Here is a 4855-nt window from a genome sequence, read left to right on the forward strand (position 1 = left end):
TTATTAAATATACTTTAGACCTCTTGCAAAAGTTTTTCGTGGTATGATAAAAGATTATTCATTTTTTGCATAGCCACCATTGGTAAAGCGATCGCACTCTCATAGTGGCGATCGCCTGAACCCCAAAAATCAATTAAGTTTTAAAACAAGAATCGTTGTATAATTATTAAAGATAACTATTCAGCTAAGAAAATTGATTTGATAATGAAATATTGGCAAGTTAAAAAGTTAAAAGAGACCGAATTCAAGCGTTTGACAGGAGTAAAAAAAAACTTTCAGAGTGATGGTTCGCACTGTCAAAGCTTATCTAAAAAGAAAAAAGAAACCCGGACGTAAACCAAAATTAATAGTTGAAGACCACATTCTCATAATGCTTGAGTATTTAAGAGAATATAGGACTTATTACCATATTAGTCTAACGTGGAAAATGTCCGAATCTAACGTTTGTCGCATTGTCCATAAAATCGAAAATATATTAATAAAATCTCGTCAATTTCGACTACCTGGAAAGAAAGAATTATGGAAAACGAATTATCAAGAGGAAATGGTAGTAATGGATGTCATGGAAAGTCAAATTGAAAGGCCGAAAAAACGACAAAAACAGTTTTATAGTGGAAAACAAAGAGAACATACTTTAAAAACACAAATAGTCATTCAACAGAAAACTGGTCAAATTGTATGCCTAGTCAACGGAAAAGGAAAAACTCATGATTTTAAACTATTTAAAAACAGTGGGGTCAAATTTGGGACGTCAATAAAAGTTCTTGCTGATAAAGGCTATCAAGGAATAGGAAAAATTCATCAATTAAGTGAAACCCCCATCAAGAAAAAGAAAGGGAAGAAGTTAAGCCAAGAGGAGAAAAAATATAATCGGCAACTAAATCGATTAAGAATCACAGTCGAACATATAAATCGTCGCTTAAAAATCTTTAAAATCCTTTCTTATCCTTATCGAAATCGTGGTAAGAGATTCGGATTAAGAGCCAACTTAATAGCTGGACTTCATAACTACGATTTGGCTAATTAATTTGTAAAAAAAATCTATTTAATCTCTAGTGGGTTGAGCTTTTTATCATTAGCTTAACTGTTTTAAGCAGCCTATTTTTAATGATTTTGTGTAGAAGCGATCGCTCTTATCTCAATTATTCAAAAATTATCAGATATTTTGTACATCTGAGCAAGTTAAATTGGCAAAAAAATAGCCTTTAATTATAGCATAAAATATTTTTGCAAGAGGTTTTTTGAGATGAAAGCCTATTCTGTTGACCTCAGACAAAAAATTATTGATGTTTATAATGAAGGGAATCTATCTCAACGTCAATTAGCCAAACAATTCCATGTAGCTAAAAGCTTTGTCTAAAAATTGCTTAAACAATATCGACAAACAGGAAATCTTGCTCCACTTAAACGAAGGAAACAAACACCTACAAAACTTAATTTAAAACAATTAAAAGTTCTCGAAGAGTTAGTCAAAACTAACAATGATGCGACTCTAGAAGAACTTCGTAAGCAATTCATAGCGACCACAGGAATTATCATTAGTCGTTCAACAGTAGATAGAATGTTGCATCGTTTGAATTTGACTTAAAAAAAAAAACACTGCATCCAACGGAAAAAGGGAGTGAAAAAGTCCAACAGCAAAGATTAGAATTCTGGGAGACTATTCAGAAAATACTAGCTAAAGACCTGGTTTTTCTAGATGAATCGGGAGTAAATTTAGCTTTAATCCGCTTATGTGCTAGGTCTGAGAAAGGACAAAGAGCTTATGGACAAAGACCATCAAAACGAGGGATGAATGTATCTATTATAGGTGCAATGACTTTGAATGGTATTGTTGCTCAATCTAGTCTAATGGGAGGAACTGATGCACTCACTTTTGAAGCATTTATTTCTCAAAAATTAGTCCCCAAACTGTGGAAAGGAGCTTGTGTAATCATGGATAATTGTTCTATTCACAAGGGAAAAAAAATTAGGTCTTTAATCGAAAAAGCTGGAGCTAAGTTACTCTATCTTCCTACTTATTCTCCCGATTTTAATCCCATTGAGAATTGTTGGTCAAAGCTTAAAAGTATTTTACGTCACATTGGTGCAAGAACATATCCTGATTTAGCAAAGGCTATTGAATCTGCTTTCAACCAAATCTCTCGATATGATATTCGTAACTGGTTTATTCATTGTTGTTACTGTACCTCACTAGACTGAGAAACGCTATAGCTTGATATTCACAGGGCAAATCTTGATTAATTTGACTCTCATTTTCAAACTTTAATCTAACTTTATTTCGCACTGGACTTGTTAAGGTAGGTATGCGATAACTTAAGCGACGTAAATGCCTTTCTAAACGCCCAAAAGAATCAAGAGAATGATGAGCATAAATCAATTCTCCTGAATGAAAATAAATTCTCCAAGTCACTGAATTATAGGAAACAATTAAACATCCTGTTGCTTCAGAACCTGATATTTTTGCTAAAATGTCAGCAGGGGAAAACTTGGGTAATATTTCATTTGATCTCATGGATATTTCTTGATAACTCTTAATATTCATAATCAAGGTCATAATTAATTAGGGAACACAGTATACTTTTTCAATCAAACAACTTCAAAACAAAAGGGAATGTTACGGTTTATAGAGCATTTTTATAGTTATGAGGGACAGAAGATCGGTCTGATATTGACCCAATAAGTCGGAAAAACACCACAAATAAAAGACAAATACTATTCAATTGAGGGATAATTTATCAAAAAACCAGCAAATGTTTAAACAATGATTGCAAACAGCGGCATGATACAATAGTTCCATTCATAAGAGATATCGTTTCAAATCTTCACTTTAAGTAAAGACTTTTTAGGTAAGATGACACAAGGAATCTCCTTAACCGAACCCTAATATAGAGTTAACATCTATGTTACTGTTTTTTTATTTTTACGACTTCCGTAATTATACAGATATTTTTGCTCTTGTATCTTAAACTTAAAATTACAATTCAGAAGTACCCGGCCTTTAGCACCGGGTTTTAAAGCCAATTTGTCAATTCTAGATTCCAAATTTCAGCTATGAACACTGCCATCTGGTAAAACAGCCCCTTTAAGAATAGTTCCGGTTAATTTCACCATAATACGATTACCCGATCCAACTTTTGCACCACTGAGATCGGCACCACTGAGATCGGCACCACTGAGATCGGCCCCCACTAAATTAACCTGTTGTAGATTAGCCGATCGCAAATTAGCCCGTAATAAATTGGCCCGAAAGAGATTGGCCCGAAAGAGATTGGCCTCTTCTAAATTAATTTTATGTAAAAAACTGTCACTGAGATCGGCGTAACTCAAATCAGCTTTAATTAACTTACGTCCAGAAAGATCCTTTTCTTTTAAATTAGCCCCTTTCAAATCAGCCCCACTCCAATCGCGATAATAAGGGCGTTGGGCTTGATTTTGAGGATAATTACTGTAGGGAGTTGGGGGTTTTTGGCGCGGTACAGAGACAGTTTTGGAGGGATGAGACACTATTTGATGGGTTTTCAGTTGTTCTCGGGCGTGATTAATCTCTTTTAACTTAGCCATTGCTTTGGCCAACAATCTTTCATTGTTTTTTGGTAGGCGATCGGGATGCCAAATAAAAGCCAAATCTCGATAAGCCTCATTAATGTCCTCAAGGGAGGCACCAACTTCTAATCCCAGGACTCTATAATAGCGTTCTATCTCTTTCATTACCACGCAACTTAACGACAAGGACAGCAATTTAGAGGGGATGGGGCAATCAAAAAAATCCCCGTCTAAACTTACTCTACCTTTTAGGATAAGTGCTGTTTTAGGAAATGGTGCTTAAAAGATAAAAAAATCTGAGTCTAGTTATCAGCAAATCTTAACAGTTCGTGATCCTTTCAAGTCTGGTGTTATGTTTTGCCGATTTCAGGGAAATATAACCCAGACTCCGCACTTCAAAATGTAGTATAAAAAAATACATAGTTTTAAAAAGTCCGAAAATCATACCTGGGCAAGAATATTTCTCTTTTCATTAAATTTTTAGGAAAAATAATCAAATTAAGAAGATTTATACTCATTGAAAACTTAGCAAGACTCAGCACAAACGAAGGAGAGTTTCCTCTTCTCATTTGATATCATTAGACTCTTATTCTTTTATTATTTTTGCTTTATCCAATTCAATTTATAGATAATATCTTTGACAAGATGCAGGTAATAAACTCAATATAAAACGCCTTTCTTCTGTTAAGTTGAAAATTTGTTTAACTCCGTTTAAAATCACATAATGAATACCTTGAAAACATTGAAATATCCACCTCAAAGTCGGACGCAATGTTACTTTCTCTACTTGATTATTTATTCCTTTTTTGACTCTTTTTAAACAATTTCTTAATTATCTTTGCCCCAAGTTATAAATCAACAAACACAAAGACATTAGAAATAACATTTTTTCTATTCTTTCTGGTTTTTCAACGAAGAAACTATCAGTAAAAAATAAGGGATCTTTCAAAAATCGAAATCCTCTTTCCGTAGATTGCTGGTTTTTATAAGTTATCAGAATTTCACTAGCTTCTAATTTATTTTCCTCTACTAAGTTAGTTGCTAAAATAAATTTTCCTGCTTCTTTAGTCTTTCTACTTATCTCTTCATCTTTTTTGATGATCAGACTTAATCATTCTATAAATCTTTTCCTTTTTTTCGAGTAAGTTCAATCAGTTCAACTTCTTTTATTTCCAACATCTCAATTCTATCTATAAGTCTAATTTATATCGAGCAGCTGAGGATGTCCAATCTTCCGATTGGTTCCTTTAAAAAATTCGGGATACCCCCCTCTGGGAAAATGGGTTCCAATTTTCCAATCCCTTCGGCA

3 protein-coding genes and 2 pseudogenes are annotated in these 4855 nt (G+C 33.6%); 2 read left to right on the forward strand and 3 right to left on the reverse strand.

Features of this window, described 5'->3' with window-relative positions:
• Positions 1–204 precede the first annotated feature (204 nt).
• Together CWATDRAFT_RS29710 and CWATDRAFT_RS36480 are read left to right on the forward strand one after the other, a co-directional pair.
• A protein-coding gene (locus CWATDRAFT_RS29710) for an IS5 family transposase (RefSeq protein WP_085961773.1) occupies positions 205–1027 on the forward strand; the annotation gives its coding sequence in 2 pieces (ribosomal slippage) (positions 205–264 and positions 266–1027; 822 coding nt in all).
• A 219-nt stretch (positions 1028–1246) separates the two neighbouring features.
• Positions 1247–2202 (forward strand): annotated as a pseudogene (locus tag CWATDRAFT_RS36480) (IS630 family transposase).
• Here the strand turns inward: CWATDRAFT_RS36480 and CWATDRAFT_RS29725 are convergent.
• The 3 genes and pseudogenes from CWATDRAFT_RS29725 to CWATDRAFT_RS35095 all read right to left on the reverse strand — a co-directional run.
• A complete protein-coding gene (locus tag CWATDRAFT_RS29725; protein WP_232287237.1) occupies positions 2168–2515 on the reverse strand; it encodes a DUF4388 domain-containing protein in 348 nt (115 codons plus the stop codon). The pseudogene CWATDRAFT_RS36480 and the gene CWATDRAFT_RS29725 sit on opposite strands and share 35 nt — an antisense overlap.
• A gap of 533 nt (positions 2516–3048) precedes the next feature.
• Positions 3049–3711, reverse strand: coding sequence for a pentapeptide repeat-containing protein (locus CWATDRAFT_RS29730; RefSeq protein WP_007308436.1), 663 nt, complete (start codon positions 3709–3711; stop codon positions 3049–3051).
• A 457-nt stretch (positions 3712–4168) separates the two neighbouring features.
• Positions 4169–4766, reverse strand: a pseudogene (locus CWATDRAFT_RS35095) (IS1634 family transposase); the annotation flags it as partial.
• Positions 4767–4855: the final 89 nt, after the last annotated feature.

The organism is Crocosphaera watsonii WH 8501 (genome assembly GCF_000167195.1).
GTDB classification, from domain to species: Bacteria; Cyanobacteriota; Cyanobacteriia; order Cyanobacteriales; family Microcystaceae; genus Crocosphaera; species Crocosphaera watsonii.

Coding starts and splice junctions, on each gene's coding strand:
- CWATDRAFT_RS29730 (WP_007308436.1), bottom strand. CDS start 3,711: ATGAAAGAGATAGAACGCTATTATAGAGTCCTGGGATTAGAAGTTGGT.
- CWATDRAFT_RS29725 (WP_232287237.1), bottom strand. CDS start 2,515: ATGAGATCAAATGAAATATTACCCAAGTTTTCCCCTGCTGACATTTTA.